Genomic DNA, 13696 nt, shown 5'->3' with positions numbered 1-13696 from the left:
GGCGCTTCTCCTATTTGCGTATACGCTTAATTGAGGTTTAACGGATTAATGCGGAGAAGCGGCATGATCAACCTGACGATCGCAAACAAACTGAGGCTTGCGTTTGCCACTTGTTTGATATTTTTCGCCATATCAGGATGGTACAGCTATCAGGGTATGACAGGCGCCAGTCAAAACTTCAAACAGTACGGTCACCTTGCCAAAGAAACGACACTGGCTGGTGAGATACAAGCCAATTTTCTCAAAGTCCGTTTGAGCGCCCTGCAATACGCCAACACGCTCTCCCCCAAGCAACTTGATATCTACAACCAACGCTACAACAAATTGATCAGCATCATCTCAGACGATTTGAAGCTCACCGATGATCCACTGCGTACCAAACACCTCAATGCGGTGCTCGACGAGGCAAAACAATTCCATCAAGCGTTTGATGTGGTTAAGCGCTCCGCCGAGCAAGTGGAGCAGAAAGTGTTCGTTGACATGGTGGAGTTGGAGAAAAAGGCCCTATACGACCTCGAATCCATGATTGAATCTGCGCACAGCAACGGCGATGCCGATATTGAGTATTACTCGTCGATGGTGATGGAGAAATTCTTACTCGCCAATATCGAAGTGCTCAATTACCTTCACAAAGAGAAGCCGGAAACCATCGAGACCATTCGTGCCTATTTTCAAACTGAAATCCCAGCGCTTGAAAAACGTTTCGCCGATCTCATTACCTCTAGCCAGGATAAGGCGCTGCTCGCTGAGTTCATTGTGCAGCGCCTAGCCTATGAACAAGGTTTTGAGCAAGTCATTACCCTGAGAGACACTCAGCACCAAGCAGAAAAGAGCATGCTTGAGTTGGGCGAAGACATCTCTCATGAGCTCGAAGCGATCAAGCTTGAATCGATGGACCAGCAAGTCACACTTACAGAGGTGCTAAGTGAACAAAAAGCACAAACCATTGAAATGATCGTGATTCTTACTCTGCTTGCCATTCTGGTGTCACTTACAGCAGCAGTCATGATCACGCGAGCGATTCGACAAGGGTTGATGAAGGTGCAAGAGGTTTCTACTTCTCTGACAGAGGGCGACCTGTCGATTGAGGTCGAGGTCAAAGGTAAAGATGAAATTGCGCAGCTATTACGTAACATGCGCAACACCATTGAATCACTGCGCGATATTGTTGCGACGGTCGCGGACTCGTGTATCAAAGTCGGACACATGTCAGAAGAGTTGCAGGCGATCACGCACACCACAGACCAATCCGCGGATCGTCTGCGTGCCGAAATGGATCAAATTGCCTCCGCCGTGCAGCAGCTTTCCACCAGCACGACCGAAATATCGCAAAGCGCCACAGACGGAGCCAGTTTCACTCAGCGCGCGGGTCAAGACATCAGTGAAACCCTAGGTGACGTTGAGAAAACGTTGCAAGCCATTGAAAGCGCGGATGAAGCCATGTCTATTGGCTCTGAGCAAGTCCTCGCGCTTTATGATCAATCCATGAACATCGGCTCGATATTGGAAGTGATTCACGGTGTTGCAGAGCAAACCAACTTACTCGCCCTGAACGCAGCGATTGAAGCGGCTCGTGCTGGTGAGCAAGGACGTGGTTTTGCTGTGGTGGCTGATGAAGTAAGAACACTTGCCAAACGTACTCAAGATGCGACGGGCCAGATCGAGGCCATGATTCGTGAATTACAATCTGGCGCGGAATCGGCTCGCAAATCCATCGATTCGAGCCACGATAAAGTCACACACGTCAACACCCAAGCGCAGGTCACCTCCGGTAAGCTCAATGCGATTCATGGCACCATCGGTGAACTCGAAGACTCGAATCTGCAAATTGCCGCGGCGGTCGAAGAGCAGTGCATGGTCACCAATTCTGTAAGCGAAAACATCACTGAAACCGCCAACATCACTCGAGATAACAGCGAAACCATCAAACACATTGCGATTTCCGCTACTGAACTGGCAGAAGTGGCGCAATACCTCGACATGCAAATGAAACGCTTTAAGACCGCTTAATCCAGTTCACAAACACCTAAAACACCACCGCGCCCTGACGCGGTGGTGCTAGTTTGAATCCCCCGCTGGGTTCATTTGTTCATCCAAGTTCAGTACGGTCAAAGCATTGCTGACACTGGTCGCGATAACATCGATAACGCCGGTTCGCAATGCGCCCAGCAGAGCCAAAGGCTTACTGTTTTCTGCCGCTATGGCGATCACCTGCGAGATGGGCCTAAATTCTTCTATGCCCAGCCCTATCACCCTGTCGCTCATCACTGTGGTCGCACTTACGCCGTGGATGTCAAAAAAGTCATAGCCAGCAAAATCCCCAACGATCCCCTGCTGCATACGCGCCTGAACAACTTCTTCGGCACTGAACCAGCCCAAATCGACCATATAGCTGTTTTCACTCATGTCACCGATGCCCACTAGGGCGACATCGGCTTTGCGCGCGAGATCTAACGTCTGCTTTACCGTACCGTTTTGCATAAACGCCAGTTTTTGTTCGCGGTTCTCTGCATAAGCAGGGGCGTAGAGGGTTTCTGAACTGCCGCCATAACTTTTGGCAAACTGACGACAAATATGGTCAGCATTAAACATCCCACCGCGCGGGTGTATACCGCCAATCCCACAAACAAATTTCACCTCGCGTTGTGGGATCACACCGACATGGTGAGCGACCGCTGAGACGTTGCGCCCTTGCCCGACCGTCACCACAGTGCCATTTTGTAACGTGCTCGCCATATAGCGTGAGACCAACCCCGCCACTTGCTGGCGCTGCAACTCTTCACTGGGCTGATCGAGCGCGACGAGTGCCCGCTTCACGCCAAAGCGCTCTATCAAGCGTTGCTCAATTTTGGCGCTGAACACTGGATGATATTTGACGGTAATTTCAACGATGCCCTCGTCACGGGCCTGCTTTAACATCCGTCCGACTTTGGCGCGCGAGACGGCAAATTTTTTGGATATTTCTTCCTGGGTTGCCCCATCTTGATAGTAAGCCACCGAGATTTCTGTCAATAAATCGGTGCTATCAACCGAGACCTCTTGCTGTGTTTTACTCATGCTTCACCTTTACTGTCCTTGTAATTCAATCAGGACTTACCGAGTCAGATGGAATGGATATCCGTCTGTAACAAACGCTCAAGCTCGTAGCATATGTCACCCTCTCATCAAATACCAACATTTGCTCACAGCTGATACATTTTCTCACAAGAATTTTGACCCAGTTCAACCCAGTGTTCTTGCAAGCTTTGGCTGCGCAAACGTTTCATCAATTTTTGACGTCATGCCAAGACAAATAAAGCTTGATAAAGCTCACTGAACATCAGGATCTAGCATTGACTTTAACCCCAGATCAGATAATTATGGACCCATCATTTACTCAACGTTAGAGCAAATGTTCACAACAACTGCTCAGACGCTGGAAACATTGTGGTCGTGGTTCGCCTTTTTATGACACTAACGCATCAAATTCATAAGACGATCCGCGCACTCGCTTGCCAATGCACCGCACACATCTTAGGTACGGATGTGGACACCCAAGAAATAGGATGATCGAAATGAGCAACAAACTCGCACAACTTCGTAAACTGACAACTGTCGTCGCTGACACTGGTGAACTTGAAGCGATAAAAAAATACCAACCAGAAGACGCCACTACGAACCCATCTTTGATTCTTAAAGCGGCACAAATTGCTGAGTATGCCCCTCTTATCGATGACGCGATTGCCTATGCAAAATCTCAAAGCAGCGACAAAGCGCAACAAGTTCAAGACACCTGCGACATGCTGGCTGTTAACATCGGTAAAGAGATCCTAAAAACCATTCCAGGCCGTATCTCTACCGAAGTGGATGCTCGCCTCTCTTACGACACCGAAGGCAGTGTCGCAAAAGCACGCCAACTGGTGAAAATGTACAACGATGCAGGCATCACCAACGATCGCATCCTGATCAAACTGGCTTCTACTTGGGAAGGTATCCGCGCAGCAGAAATCCTCGAGAAAGAAGGCATCAACTGTAACTTAACGCTTCTCTTCTCTTTCGCTCAGGCTCGTGCGTGTGCTGAAGCGGGTGTATTCCTCATCTCGCCATTCGTTGGCCGCATTATGGACTGGTACAAGGCGAAGGAAGGTCGTGACTTCGAAGCTCAAGAAGATCCAGGCGTACTTTCTGTTACTAAGATCTACAACTACTACAAAGAGTATGGTTACAACACCGTCGTTATGGGCGCAAGCTTCCGTAACATCGGCGAAATCCTCGAACTCGCTGGCTGTGACCGCCTCACTATCGCACCTGCTCTTCTTGCGGAGCTCGAATCAGCTGAAGGTGAAGTGGTTGAGAAACTGGTTGACTCTAAAGGCGCCGCTGAGCGTCCAGCACCAATGACACACGCTGAGTTCCTATGGGAGCACAACCAAGACCCAATGGCGGTTGAGAAGTTGGCAGAAGGTATCCGCAACTTCGCTGTCGACCAAGGCAAACTTGAAGCCATGATTGAAGCGAAACTTTAATCAACAGAATTTAAAAAGGGGAACGTTTGCGTTCCCCTCTTCACATCTTTTTAAGAAACCATCTAATAGTCGGTATTTATTATGGATCGCAAATATTTAGCCAATGCCATTCGTGCGCTGAGCATGGACGGCGTACAACAAGCCAATTCAGGTCACCCGGGCGCACCTATGGGTATGGCAGACATCGCAGAAGTGCTGTGGCGCTCTCACCTCAACCACAACCCTTCAAACCCAGAGTGGGCTGACCGTGACCGTTTTGTACTATCAAACGGCCACGGCTCTATGCTGATCTACTCATTGTTGCACCTAAGCGGCTACGAGCTATCGATTGACGACCTGAAAAATTTCCGTCAACTGCACTCTAAAACCCCTGGCCACCCAGAGTATGGCTACGCACCGGGCATCGAGACCACCACTGGCCCACTTGGCCAAGGTATCACTAACGCAGTCGGAATGGCGCTAGCGGAAAAAACGCTTGCAGCGCAATTTAACAAACCGGGTCATGACATCGTTGACCACTTCACCTACGCATTCATGGGTGATGGCTGTCTGATGGAAGGCATCTCTCACGAAGCTTGTTCTCTAGCGGGTACGCTAGGCCTTGGCAAGCTGATCGCATTCTGGGATGACAACGGCATCTCTATCGATGGTCACGTTGAAGGTTGGTTCTCTGACGATACGCCGAAGCGTTTTGAAGCGTACGGCTGGCAAGTCATCCCAGCGGTAGACGGTCACGATCCTGAAGCGATCAACGCCGCCATCATCGCCGCTAAAGCAGACCCTCGCCCTACTCTAATCTGTACGAAAACCATCATCGGTTTTGGTTCACCTAACAAGTCGGGTTCACACGACTGTCACGGTGCACCACTCGGCGCTGAAGAAATTGCAGCGACACGTAAAGAACTAGGTTGGGAGCACGGTCCTTTTGAAATTCCGAAAGATGTCTACGCGCAATGGGACGCGACAGAGACAGGCGCAGCTAAGGAAGCAGCGTGGAACGAGAAACTTGCAGCTTATGAAGCAGCATATCCAGAGCTTGCAGCAGAATTCAAACGCCGCGTAAACGGTGAGCTACCTGCCGAGTGGGAAGAGAAAGCCAGCGCCATCATCGCTGACCTTCAAGCGAACCCTGCACACATTGCATCACGTAAAGCGTCTCAAAACGCGCTAGAAGCGTTCGGTGCTATGCTACCAGAATTCCTTGGCGGCTCTGCTGACCTTGCACCTTCTAACCTCACCATGTGGTCTGGCTCTAAGTCAGTTTCTGCGGAAGATGCATCGGGTAACTACATCCACTACGGTGTACGTGAATTCGGTATGACAGCTATCATGAACGGTATCGCTCTGCACGGTGGTTTCGTGCCATACGGCGCAACTTTCCTAATGTTCATGGAATACGCACGCAACGCAATGCGCATGGCGGCTCTGATGAAAGTTCAGAACATCCAAGTGTACACGCACGACTCTATCGGCCTTGGCGAAGATGGCCCGACTCACCAACCGGTTGAGCAAATGGCCTCGCTACGTCTCACGCCAAACATGAGCACATGGCGTCCATGTGACCAAGTGGAATCCGCTGTCGCTTGGAAACTCGCGATCGAGCGCAAAGACGGCCCAACGTCTCTCATCTTCTCTCGTCAGAACCTTGCACAGCAAGAGCGTAGCGAAGAGCAAGTCGCGAACATCGCTCGCGGTGGTTACATCCTGAAAGATTGTGAAGGCAAGCCAGAGCTTATCCTTATCGCAACAGGCTCTGAAGTTGAGCTGGCGGTTAACGCTGCGGCAGAGCTCACCGCGGAAGGGAAGAAAGTGCGTGTTGTTTCAATGCCATCAACCGATGCCTTTGACAAACAAGACGCCGCTTACCGTGAAGCCGTACTACCATCAGATGTGACCGCACGTATCGCCATCGAAGCAGGTATTGCGGACTTCTGGTACAAGTATGTGGGCTTCGGCGGCAAGATCATCGGTATGACCACCTTCGGTGAATCCGCGCCAGCGGGCGAACTGTTCAAAATGTTCGGCTTCACGACAGAAAACGTGGTGAAAACCGCGAAAACACTGATCGGTTAACGACGGATTCAGCTGTGATAAACGATGCCCCGCTAGTGATAGCGGGGCATTTTTTTCGGTCTCAACGTTCAACGAAGAAAGCTAAAATGACACGCTGTTAAGCAGCCTTTCCACTTATGGGTCGCGACGGAACTTGTCTCGGCGACAGCGCGCAGAGCAATATTTCACGTCATCCCAACAGCGTTGCCACTTTTTACGCCAATGGAACGGCCGATGGCAAATAGGGCAGACTTTTTCGGGAAGGGTCAGTTTTTTGTGCATGTCGCCTGTGGGCTCGTATCATCTTATGAGTGGGTCATGTTTGATGATACGTCACCCGACACAGTCCGATCAGGCGACATGCGTGGGGGTTAACTGAGAATATCGGTGAGACCTGCAACCAAACGCTCGACGGCGATGGTCAACTCCAGCTCGGTTGCATTGGTGAAGTTAAGTCTCAGCGCTGGGAAGGCCTTCGCGCCGGCGGGGTAAAACACGTTACTTGGGACCACCGCGACTTTATTTTCAAGCAGTTGGGTAGCGAGCTTGAAGCTGTCGCACTCCGGTAAGGTGAGCCAGACGAACATGCCGCCTTGTACTGGGCGTACATCACAGCCAGCAGGCAATGAAGCTTTGAGAGAGCGGTATAAACTCTGATAACGCGCTTGGTACAAGGTGCGAATCGTCTCAATGTGCTGACTGAACGCAGGGTTTTGCAACAGACCAAGCAGTACCGCTTGCATCGGTACGCTGGAGTGCAAATCGGCGCCTTGTTTAATTTTGATCAGTGGTGCTAAGAAGGTGGTATTGCCAGTCACAACCCCTACACGCAGACCCGGTGAGGCGATTTTGGAGAAGGAGCGCAACACAATCGAGTGTTGCGGGCAGAACGTTGACGCCATTGGCAGTGCCGTGCCCGCAAAACGCAGCTCGCGATATGGCGCGTCCTCAATCAAGGTGACTTGATACTGTTCACACAACTGACCAACGCGCTCACGCGTATCGAGTGACCAACACACCCCAGTTGGGTTGTGAAAATCCGGTACGGCGTAGAACATTTTCGGTTGCTGAGTTTGGAAAACCTGTTCAAGCTGTTCCAAGTCTGGCCCCTGCTCTGTCTGTGACACTGTGACGATATTCGCTTCCACTAACCCAAAGACTTGCATCGCTCCGAGGTAACTTGGTGCTTCCATCACCACTGTGTCTTGCGGGTCAATGTAGGCACGCGCAATCAAATCCAGCCCTTGCTGCGATCCGGTGGTGACCATCGCGCTGTGTGAGGACGGTAAATCGTAGTGATCGGTTAAATAGTCGAGCAAAGGCCCGTAACCTGCCGTGGCACCGTACTGAAACACGTCAGGTTGCAGGTGCAAACTCTCTAGCGTCGGCCGCATCAATTCGATAGGAAAGGTTTGTTCATCGGGCAAACCGCCCGCAAGCGAAATCACACTCTTGTCTGAGGCAGCAGCAAGAATTTCGCGAATGTAAGAAGAAGGCGTGTTGGCTAATGACTTGGCAATGTGCATATCGGACCCTGTGCGTTTCAAACTCGCAGCGCAACCACTTGGCTGCGCCTAATCAAAGGCTGTTCACTTACGGCAAGTGAGAGCAGTGAAATATTCTGTTATGGCGTTCGATATTACCTGTCGTTGCACATTTTGCGCTGTCCATTTATGCTTATCAACATGTCCATTTATGCGATTTTTCTCAAACCATGGCCCAACACCTGTCTCGCATCAACGATGTGCTGTATTACATCCACAAAGACATCAGCCGTGATCTCCCTGGCAAAGCGCTTGCCAACGTCGCCGCCTATTCTGAACAGCACTTTCATCGCGTGTTTAAACAGGTTGTCGGTGAGTCGCTGCACAAGTACATTCGTCGCACCCGCATGGAGTATGCCGCCAACCAGTTGATGTTTGACCAAGGCTCCTCGGTGGCAGACATCGCGGCGCGCTGTGGATTTCAATCGGTTTCGTCGTTTAGCCGAGCGTTCAAAGCGACGTTTTCTGCCTCTCCGGGGGAGTGGCGTCAGCAAGATTTACGCGCGGGTGACAAAACCTATTTAAAGGACCCAGAAATCGCTGCAGGCTACCATCGCACCGCCAATAAGCCGATACCAGAGCCTCAAATCAAGCAGGTGCCTGAGCGCTTTGCGGCCTATATTCGTCATACTGGCTACAACCGTTCCATCAAAAAGGCGTGGACGGTACTCAATGCATGGGCGCTTTCAGAGCAGCGGGACGCCAGCGTCCAGTTTGGCCTGCACCACTCCAACCCCGCTTGGGTAGAATTGGACGAATGCCGCTATGTGGCGTGTATTGAAATCGATAAACCGATCAAGGTACGCAGCTTGGTCAATCAGTTGGTGATTCCAGGTGGGTTACACGCCGTGTTTCGCTTGACCGGCGTGTATGGGGAGTTGCTACCACAAATCAGTCAAGTGTTGGAACGTTGGCTGCCACAGTCAGGGTTTAAGCTCGGTTCTACCCCGGCTTACGTGCACTATTTCGATAACCATTTCACCAACAAAAGTGAACACTTTGAGCTCGATTTTTATCTGCCTATTGGTTTTTATTGACCGGATCCGGTTTTAGGCCGCGCAGGACCATATCGACCACAAACTCTTGCGCCTGCTGATACTCGTCATCGGAGAGCTGAGCTCCTTTAATGAGTTCAATCTCACTTTCAAAGTCGGCATAAAATTGCGTCGCGCCCCAGATAAGAAACAGCAAATGGTACGGGTCAACCGCACGAATGAGCCCCCGCTCGGCCCAGGCGCTGATCACGGTCGCCTTGCCACTGCACCACTCCACAACCGGAAATTGGATCGCCGCACGGATGTTGGGGGCCCCTTGGATGATCTCTTGAGCGAAAATTTTCGACTCTTGCGGATGGCTGCGGCTGTAACGCATTTTGCCTACGATATATCGCCGCAATACTTCTTGAGGATCGCGCTGAATGGCATCTTCAGAAAAGCCGTCATTCCAAAGGTTTAGAATATCTTCCAGTAGCGCCTTATACAGTCCTGACTTGGATTTAAAATAGTAGAGGATGTTCGCTTTGGGCAGCGACACTCTGTCTGCAATAGCTTGTATCGACGTGCCTTTGTAACCATGCTTAACAAACTCATCGGCGGCGGCTTGCAAGATCAACTGTTCGTTGCGCCTGCGGATTTCGCCCGAGGATGCGCGCTTTTCCTTCCCAAGTTGGACGTTCAAAATGACTCCTTGTTTTATGCTGACTCTTTTTACAGTAATCACCCGATTTCATTGCCTTGTCAAGCCTGTGAATCTGCACCAAGAGCAGGCATACGCACTGATTTAGTTCATCGATTGTCACCGTATGGATCGCGAGCCTAGCCCAACGTTGGCTTGAACAATTGGTCAGCTTTTTGCATTTAGCCCATCAATACTATTCAAAAAAAAACAAAAGGACTTGGCTCAACATGACAGCACCGCTTCTCGAGCTCTGGAACCTGTCAAAGGTGTTTCCAGGGGTCGTCGCAAATGACAAAGTGAATTTAAAACTCCATAGCGGCGAGATTCTCGCGCTACTTGGAGAAAACGGCGCTGGGAAATCGACCCTAGTGAAGATGATTTACGGCGTAAACACGCCCACATCCGGTGCGATATTATGGAACAACCATGAAGTCACGATTGCCTCACCGACCCAAGCAAGAGAGATGGGGATCGGCATGGTATTTCAACACTTTTCCGTGTTTGAAACGCTCACTGTGTTAGAAAACATCGAGCTGGGATTGGATAAAGCCTTTCTGGCAACCATTGACAACCTAAGACAGACGATCATCGACAAAAGTCTCCAATATCAGCTCCATGTCGATCCCGATCGTTACGTCCATAGCCTAAGTATCGGTGAACGACAGCGTGTTGAAATATTGCGCTGTTTGATTCAAAACGTGAAGCTATTGATCCTCGATGAACCGACTTCAGTACTTGCGCCGCAAGAGATCGAAGGATTGTTTGCGGTGCTCAACCAACTTGCCTTAGAAGGCTGCGCCATTTTATTCATCAGCCACAAGCTCAAAGAGGTGACCGCCTTATGCCACCGAGCCGTCATTCTACGCGGCGGAAAAGTGACCGGTGAGTGTGACCCAAGCCAAGAAACGCCCAACAGCATTGCCAGGATGATGGTTGGAGAGCATGCGACCCTCTCAGAGCACTATGACAAAGTGCAGGGCGGCGCCCCTGTCCTGCACACGAAAGGCTTGTCACTCGAGGCCTCTCACCCGTTTGGCTGCGCATTAAAAGACGTCGCTCTTCGCCTTAATGCAGGCGAGATTTTTGGCCTCGCCGGAGTGGCGGGAAACGGCCAAGAAGAACTGCTAGCGGCGCTTAGCGGCGAAGATACACGAGCCAGTAAGGGCAGCATCCAATGGCAAGACGAAGCGATTGGGCATCTTGATGCCGGGCAAAGGCGCAAACGCGGTCTTGCCTATGTACCTGCTAACCGGCTTGGCCAAGGCGCAGTACCAGAGATGAGCTTGGAAGAGAACACGCTACTGACTCACGCCGCCCACTTAAATCACAAGAGCTTGATTCAGTTTCCCAAACTCAAACAACTCGCCAAGCAGTTGATCCAAGATAATCAGGTCAAGTGTCGCAATGAGCAATCGCAAGCAAAAAGCCTCTCGGGCGGCAATCTGCAAAAATTCATCATGGGACGAGAAATCGCTCAATCCCCGACGTTACTGATTTGCGCCCACCCGACCTGGGGTGTGGATATCGGCGCAGCCAGCGCCATTCATCGCCAACTGATTGCGCTGCGTGACCAAGGAGCTGCGGTGTTGGTGGTATCAGAAGATATTGATGAACTCTTTATGATCTGTGATCGCCTCGCCGCCATCTATGAAGGGCATGTCTCTCCGGCCATAAAGACCGACGACACCTCTATCGACCAACTAGGTGAATGGATCGCGGGTGGCTTTTTATCGCCATCCTCCCACCAAGGCGCAAGCAGCGAATCGCAGGGGGTGAGTCATGGTTAAAGTGGAACCCAGATTGGAAAGCTCGCAGTGGATGATGTGGCTATCGCCGTTCATTGCGATAACGCTGACGCTTGCGCTATCGAGCCTGCTGTTTGTCTGGCTTGATGTCAGTCCGGTGCGCGCCTTTGAAGTGTTTGTCGTTATGCCGTTTGAGGACAGTTATAACCTCGGCGAATTGTTGGTGAAATCCACGCCGTTAATGCTCTGTGCGGTCGGTTTGGCGCTCTGCTATCGCGCCAATATTTGGAATATTGGCGCTGAAGGCCAACTGCTGATTGGCGCAGTAGCAGCAAGTGCGGTTGCCATCAGCGCCACCGAACAATCAGGTCCACTTCATCTAGTACTCGCCATCGGTGCTGGTGTGGTGGCTGGCGCGGGTTGGGCGGCCATCCCCACCCTGCTCTACCGACGTTTTCACACCAACATCATTTTAACCACTATCATGCTCAACTATGTCGGTCTCTATATCTTACTCTGGGCGGTACATGGCCCGCTAAGAGACCCGCAAGGGTTTGGTTTCCCAGAGTCCGTGATGTTTGCCGATGCAGTCATGCTAAGCCCGCTATTTGAATCCGGCCGAGCTTCGATGGCGATCGTCATTGCCATTGGCATCGCGCTGCTCGCGGGATTTGCTTTGTTTCGAACCTTACCCGGCTACCAACTGCGCGTGTTAGGTGAGGCCAAGGCGGCAGCTAAATACGCCGGTTTTTCAGAAAAGAAACTCGTCTGGGGCGTGATGCTTCTCGCGGGGGCGCTTGCGGGCTTTGCTGGGGCGGCGGAAGTGACGGGGCCCATTGGACAACTGATCCCGTCTGTCTCTCCAGGCTATGGGTACGCCGCGATCATCGTTGCGTATCTGGGGCGCTTAAATCCTATTAGTGTGGTGATTGCGGCTTTGTTTATGGGCGTGCTCTATATGGGGAGCGATCTCGCGCAAATTGAGCTGGGCTTACCTACTGCGGTGACAGGCCTATTCCAAGGTACTTTGCTGTTCTTCCTCCTTGCGTGCGACTTTTTAATCAACTATCGCTTGGTGATGGTGAAACCGCTTTTCGCCCGCACTCAAACTAACCCAATTGACCACCAAGGAGCCGCCTAATGGACGCACTACTTATCCAATCGCTGCTCATAGCAGCATTGAAAACTGGCACGCCGCTACTCATCATCGCCCTTGGTGAACTGATTTGCGAAAAAACCGGCGTACTGAATTTGGGCCAAGAAGGCATGATGCTGATGGGCGCCATGGCGGGCTTTGCCGGCGCGTATTTCACCGGCAGCCTCGCGATGGGCGTTCTCCTTGCTATGGTCGCAGGTATGACGATGGCCTTTATTTTTGGTGTACTGACACTCAGCCTGAGTGCCAATCAAGTCGCGACAGGCTTAGCACTGACTATTTTTGGTACTGGTTTGAGCGCCTTCCTCGGCGGCAGTTTAGTGGGGGCCACCCTTGAAGGCTTTCAACCGATAGCAATTCCGCTGCTTAGCGATCTGCCTTTTCTTGGGCCGCTGCTTTTTCAACATGATCTATTGGTTTACGCCAGCTTTGTTCTGGTCGGTGTTAGTGCTTGGGTGCTCAGTCGGACGCGCGCTGGGTTGGTGATCCGCGCTGTCGGTGAGAACCCGCATTCGGCCAATGCCCTTGGCATTGAAGTGATCAAAGTACGCTACCTTGTCACGCTACTGGGCGGCGCACTTGCAGGACTGGCGGGCGCCTACATGTCTTTAGCCTATACCCCAATGTGGATGGAGAACATGACAGCAGGTCGAGGCTGGATTGCGCTGGCTCTGGTGGTCTTCGCTTCATGGAAAGTGGGCCGCTTGATGCTTGGTGCCTACTTGTTCGGCTTGACGTCGATTATGCACTTAATGATGCAAGGGGTCGGCTTGGACATCTCGCCCAACTTATTAGCCATGACCCCCTACGTCGCCACTATCGTTGTGATGGTATTACTCAGTTCCAACGAGTTACGCCAAAAATTGGCAACGCCAATGAGCCTTGGTAAACCGTTTGATCCCAAACGCCATTGATTGTTTTTATGATTGTGGTGATAGCGTCCGTGCATTAAAACGGTGCACGGGCGGTATCATTTCGCACAACAATGAATCACACCACCCTCATCCACCACGCGCA

At 51.4% G+C, this 13696-nt stretch carries 11 protein-coding genes; 7 read left to right on the top strand and 4 right to left on the bottom strand.

The features are described 5' to 3' along the window. Positions 1–63 precede the first annotated feature (63 nt). Positions 64–2010, top strand: a complete 1947-nt coding sequence (locus AC6R03_RS11420) for a methyl-accepting chemotaxis protein (protein WP_500630814.1) — start codon at positions 64–66, stop codon at positions 2008–2010. Positions 2011–2058: 48 nt separating this feature from the next. On the opposite strand, the gene AC6R03_RS11415 is transcribed toward AC6R03_RS11420, so the two are convergent. Beyond that, complete coding sequence (locus tag AC6R03_RS11415; RefSeq protein WP_334551941.1) at positions 2059–3057, bottom strand: sugar-binding transcriptional regulator; 999 nt, start codon at positions 3055–3057, stop codon at positions 2059–2061. A 497-nt stretch (positions 3058–3554) separates the two neighbouring features. Between AC6R03_RS11415 and tal the strand changes: the two genes are divergently transcribed. Beyond that, a complete protein-coding gene (tal, locus tag AC6R03_RS11410; RefSeq protein ID WP_500628224.1) occupies positions 3555–4505 on the top strand; it encodes a transaldolase in 951 nt (316 codons plus the stop codon). A gap of 81 nt (positions 4506–4586) precedes the next feature. Continuing rightward, the gene (tkt, locus tag AC6R03_RS11405; protein WP_500630813.1) at positions 4587–6578 is read left to right on the top strand and encodes a transketolase; all 1992 of its coding nucleotides are present in this window, start codon (positions 4587–4589) and stop codon (positions 6576–6578) included. Between the two features lie 114 nt (positions 6579–6692). On the opposite strand, the gene AC6R03_RS11400 is transcribed toward tkt, so the two are convergent. Both AC6R03_RS11400 and AC6R03_RS11395 read right to left on the bottom strand, forming a co-directional pair. After that, on the bottom strand, positions 6693–6839 hold the full coding sequence (locus AC6R03_RS11400; protein ID WP_500630812.1) for a DUF2256 domain-containing protein: 147 nt from the start codon (positions 6837–6839) through the stop codon (positions 6693–6695). 89 nt (positions 6840–6928) lie between these two features. Beyond that, the gene (locus tag AC6R03_RS11395; RefSeq protein ID WP_500630811.1) at positions 6929–8083 is read right to left on the bottom strand and encodes an aminotransferase-like domain-containing protein; all 1155 of its coding nucleotides are present in this window, start codon (positions 8081–8083) and stop codon (positions 6929–6931) included. Positions 8084–8271: 188 nt separating this feature from the next. Here AC6R03_RS11395 and AC6R03_RS11390 point away from each other — a divergent pair, with 188 nt between their 5' ends. Further along, positions 8272–9138: an AraC family transcriptional regulator gene (locus AC6R03_RS11390; protein ID WP_500630810.1), complete on the top strand. Its 867-nt coding sequence runs from the start codon at positions 8272–8274 to the stop codon at positions 9136–9138. On the opposite strand, the gene AC6R03_RS11385 is transcribed toward AC6R03_RS11390, so the two are convergent. After that, positions 9122–9778 carry a TetR/AcrR family transcriptional regulator gene (locus AC6R03_RS11385; RefSeq protein WP_500630809.1) on the bottom strand — a complete coding sequence of 219 codons (657 nt, stop codon included), beginning with the start codon at positions 9776–9778 and terminating at the stop codon, positions 9122–9124. The two genes, AC6R03_RS11390 and AC6R03_RS11385, sit on opposite strands and share 17 nt — an antisense overlap. Positions 9779–10005: 227 nt before the next feature. On the opposite strand from AC6R03_RS11385, the gene AC6R03_RS11380 reads away from it, so the two are divergent. The 3 genes from AC6R03_RS11380 to AC6R03_RS11370 are packed head-to-tail and all read left to right on the top strand — an operon-like array spanning position 10006 to position 13593. Next, positions 10006–11565, top strand: a complete 1560-nt coding sequence (locus tag AC6R03_RS11380) for an ABC transporter ATP-binding protein (RefSeq protein WP_500630808.1) — start codon at positions 10006–10008, stop codon at positions 11563–11565. Continuing rightward, complete coding sequence (locus AC6R03_RS11375; protein ID WP_500630807.1) at positions 11558–12664, top strand: ABC transporter permease; 1107 nt, start codon at positions 11558–11560, stop codon at positions 12662–12664. Before AC6R03_RS11380 ends, AC6R03_RS11375 begins: the two co-directional genes overlap by 8 nt. Further along, positions 12664–13593, top strand: a complete 930-nt coding sequence (locus AC6R03_RS11370) for an ABC transporter permease (RefSeq protein ID WP_500630806.1) — start codon at positions 12664–12666, stop codon at positions 13591–13593. The genes AC6R03_RS11375 and AC6R03_RS11370 overlap by 1 nt, the downstream gene beginning before the upstream one ends. Positions 13594–13696 lie beyond the last annotated feature (103 nt).

It is taken from the genome of Vibrio sp. R10-SG-ISO4 (assembly GCF_059834135.1).
The sequence above is the reverse complement of the archived record's forward strand: the minus strand, read 5'-3'. Positions and strand labels throughout refer to the sequence as shown.

Bases quoted from the DNA above. Each gene is read 5' to 3' on its own strand.
- AC6R03_RS11375 (WP_500630807.1), top strand. From the start codon at position 11,558: ATGGTTAAAGTGGAACCCAGATTGGAAAGCTCGCAGTGGATGATGTGG.
- AC6R03_RS11390 (WP_500630810.1), top strand. From the start codon at position 8,272: ATGGCCCAACACCTGTCTCGCATCAACGATGTGCTGTATTACATCCAC.
- AC6R03_RS11420 (WP_500630814.1), top strand. From the start codon at position 64: ATGATCAACCTGACGATCGCAAACAAACTGAGGCTTGCGTTTGCCACT.
- tkt (WP_500630813.1), top strand. From the start codon at position 4,587: ATGGATCGCAAATATTTAGCCAATGCCATTCGTGCGCTGAGCATGGAC.
- AC6R03_RS11395 (WP_500630811.1), bottom strand. From the start codon at position 8,083: ATGCACATTGCCAAGTCATTAGCCAACACGCCTTCTTCTTACATTCGC.
- AC6R03_RS11370 (WP_500630806.1), top strand. From the start codon at position 12,664: ATGGACGCACTACTTATCCAATCGCTGCTCATAGCAGCATTGAAAACT.
- AC6R03_RS11380 (WP_500630808.1), top strand. From the start codon at position 10,006: ATGACAGCACCGCTTCTCGAGCTCTGGAACCTGTCAAAGGTGTTTCCA.
- AC6R03_RS11415 (WP_334551941.1), bottom strand. From the start codon at position 3,057: ATGAGTAAAACACAGCAAGAGGTCTCGGTTGATAGCACCGATTTATTG.
- AC6R03_RS11400 (WP_500630812.1), bottom strand. From the start codon at position 6,839: ATGCACAAAAAACTGACCCTTCCCGAAAAAGTCTGCCCTATTTGCCAT.
- tal (WP_500628224.1), top strand. From the start codon at position 3,555: ATGAGCAACAAACTCGCACAACTTCGTAAACTGACAACTGTCGTCGCT.